This window comes from Exiguobacterium abrahamii, from assembly GCF_015645365.1.
Classification (GTDB): Bacteria; Bacillota; Bacilli; order Exiguobacteriales; family Exiguobacteriaceae; genus Exiguobacterium_A; species Exiguobacterium_A abrahamii.
The window spans coordinates 1-3,016 of record NZ_JADOYC010000012.1; the positions used below are offsets into that span (position 1 = coordinate 1).

The window sequence follows — 3,016 nt, forward strand, 5'->3', positions numbered from 1 at the left end:
GCATCTGCTAGAACAAGGCCTCGACCGATTAGTATCACTCAGCTCCACATGTCACCATGCTTCCACCCGTGACCTATCTACCTCATCGTCTCTGAGGGGTCTTTCTTGATTACTCAAAGGGAAATCTCATCTTGGAGGGGGCTTCATGCTTAGATGCTTTCAGCATTTATCCCGTCCGCACGTAGCTACCCAGCGATGCTCCTGGCGGAACAACTGGTACACCAGCGGTGCGTCCATCCCGGTCCTCTCGTACTAAGGACAGCTCTCCTCAAATTTCCTGCGCCCACGACGGATAGGGACCGAACTGTCTCACGACGTTCTGAACCCAGCTCGCGTACCGCTTTAATGGGCGAACAGCCCAACCCTTGGGACCTACTCCAGCCCCAGGATGCGATGAGCCGACATCGAGGTGCCAAACCTCCCCGTCGATGTGGACTCTTGGGGGAGATCAGCCTGTTATCCCCAGGGTAGCTTTTATCCGTTGAGCGATGGCCCTTCCATGCGGAACCACCGGATCACTAAGCCCGACTTTCGTCCCTGCTCGACTTGTAGGTCTCGCAGTCAAGCTCCCTTCTGCCTTTGCGCTCTACGAATGATTTCCAACCATTCTGAGGGAACCTTTGGGCGCCTCCGTTACTGTTTAGGAGGCGACCGCCCCAGTCAAACTACCCGCCTGACACGGTCCTCCAGCCGGATGACGGCTGCGAGTTAGAGACTCTATGCATGAAGGGCGGTATCCCAAGGGTGACTCCTCCGAAGCTGGCGCTCCGGGCTCGACGTCTCCCGCCTATCCTGTACATCATGCACAAAGCCTCAATATCAGGCTGTAGTAAAGCTCCATGGGGTCTTTCCGTCCTGTCGCGGGTAACCTGCATCTTCACAGGTACTATGATTTCACCGGGTCTCTCGTTGAGACAGTGCCCAAATCGTTACGCCTTTCGTGCGGGTCGGAACTTACCCGACAAGGAATTTCGCTACCTTAGGACCGTTATAGTTACGGCCGCCGTTTACTGGGGCTTCGGTTCAAAGCTTCGCTTGCGCTAACCCATCCCCTTAACCTTCCAGCACCGGGCAGGCGTCAGCCCCTATACGTCATCTTGCGATTTAGCAGAGACCTGTGTTTTTGCTAAACAGTCGTTTGGGCCTATTCACTGCGGCTCTACTCATGTAGAGCGTCCCTTCTCCCGAAGTTACGGGACCATTTTGCCGAGTTCCTTAACGAGAGTTATCCCGCGCGTCTTAGAATTCTCATCTCGCCTACCTGTGTCGGTTTACGGTACTGGCGCCTTCCCCCTCACTAGAGGCTTTTCTTGGCAGTGTGAAATCGTGACCTACGTCCCTACGGGACTCCGCGTCGTTCCTTGACTTTGGTGCCTGACGGATTTGCCAATCAGACGGTCTTGAAACTTGCACATGCACTTCCATCCGCATGCGTCACTATCCTCCTGCGTCCCCCCATTGTTCAAACGGTGGATCGGCGGTACAGGAATATCAACCTGTTATCCATCGCCTACGCCTTTCGGCCTCGGCTTAGGTCCAGACTAACCCTGAGCGGACGAGCCTTCCTCAGGAAACCTTGGGCTTTCGACGGAGGGGATTCTCACCCCTCTTTTCGCTACTCACACCGGCATTCTCACTTCCAAACGCTCCACTGCTCCTTCCGGTACAGCTTCGCAGCGGTTTGGAACGCTCCCCTACCATTCCTTACGGAATCCGCAGCTTCGGTGGTATGTTTAGCCCCGTTACATTTTCGGCGCGGCGCCACTCGACTAGTGAGCTATTACGCACTCTTTGAATGGTGGCTGCTTCTAAGCCAACATCCTAGCTGTCTAGGCAGCGCCACATCCTTTTCCACTTAACATACACTTTGGGACCTTAGCTGGCGGTCTGGGCTGTTTCCCTCTTGACTACGGATCTTATCACTCGCAGTCTGACTCCCGAGTATAAGTTGCTGGCATTCGGAGTTTAACTGAATTCGGTAACCCTGTGGGGGCCCCTAGTCCAATCAGTGCTCTACCTCCAGAACTCTCAACCTCGAGGCTAGCCCTAAAGCTATTTCGGGGAGAACCAGCTATCTCCAGGTTCGATTGGCATTTCACCGCTACCCACACCTCATCCCCGCACTTTTCAACGTGCGTGGGTTCGGACCTCCAGTCAGTGTTACCTGACCTTCATCCTGGACATGGGTAGATCACCTGGTTTCGGGTCTACGACAACGCACTGAACGCCCTGTTCAGACTCGCTTTCGCTACGGCTCCGCCTCATCGGCTTAACCTCGCGCGTTATCGTAACTCGCCGGTTCATTCTACAAAAGGCACGCCATCACCCGTTAACGGGCTCTGACTACTTGTAGGCATACGGTTTCAGGATCTATTTCACTCCCCTTCCGGGGTGCTTTTCACCTTTCCCTCACGGTACTGGTTCACTATCGGTCACTAGGGAGTATTTAGCCTTGGGAGATGGTCCTCCCGGATTCCGACGGGGTTTCACGTGTCCCGCCGTACTCAGGATCCACTCTGGAGGGAAAACAGTTTCAGCTACAGGGCTGTCACCTTCTTCGGCCGACCTTTCCAGGTCCTTCACCTACTGTCTTCCTTTTTGACTCCGTATAGAGTGTCCTACAACCCCGAAGAGCATGCTCTCCGGTTTGGGCTGTTCCCGTTTCGCTCGCCGCTACTCAGGGAATCGCATTTGCTTTCTCTTCCTCCGGGTACTTAGATGTTTCAGTTCCCCGGGTCTGCCTCACGCTACGCTATGTATTCACGTAGCCTGTCCCATCCCATTACGGATGGTGGGTTCCCCCATTCGGAAATCTTCGGATCAAAGCATACTTACTGCTCCCCGAAGCATATCGCTGTTCGTCGCGTCCTTCATCGGCTCCTAGTGCCAAGGCATCCACCGTACGCCCTTCATACCTTGATCTAGCGTTGGTATTCTAAGAACACACGTCTTAAATGACATGGTTAATTAAAAGTTTGATGTCTTGTTGATGTCTTCAGTTTTCAAGGTGCGAGTG

General features: G+C 54.0%; 1 rRNA gene. It reads right to left on the reverse strand.

Annotated features, from left to right (window positions below):
• Window positions 1-8: 8 nt before the first annotated feature.
• Window positions 9-2,922, reverse strand: a 23S ribosomal RNA gene (locus ITJ88_RS16165).
• Between the last annotated feature and the right edge of the window lie 94 nt (window positions 2,923-3,016).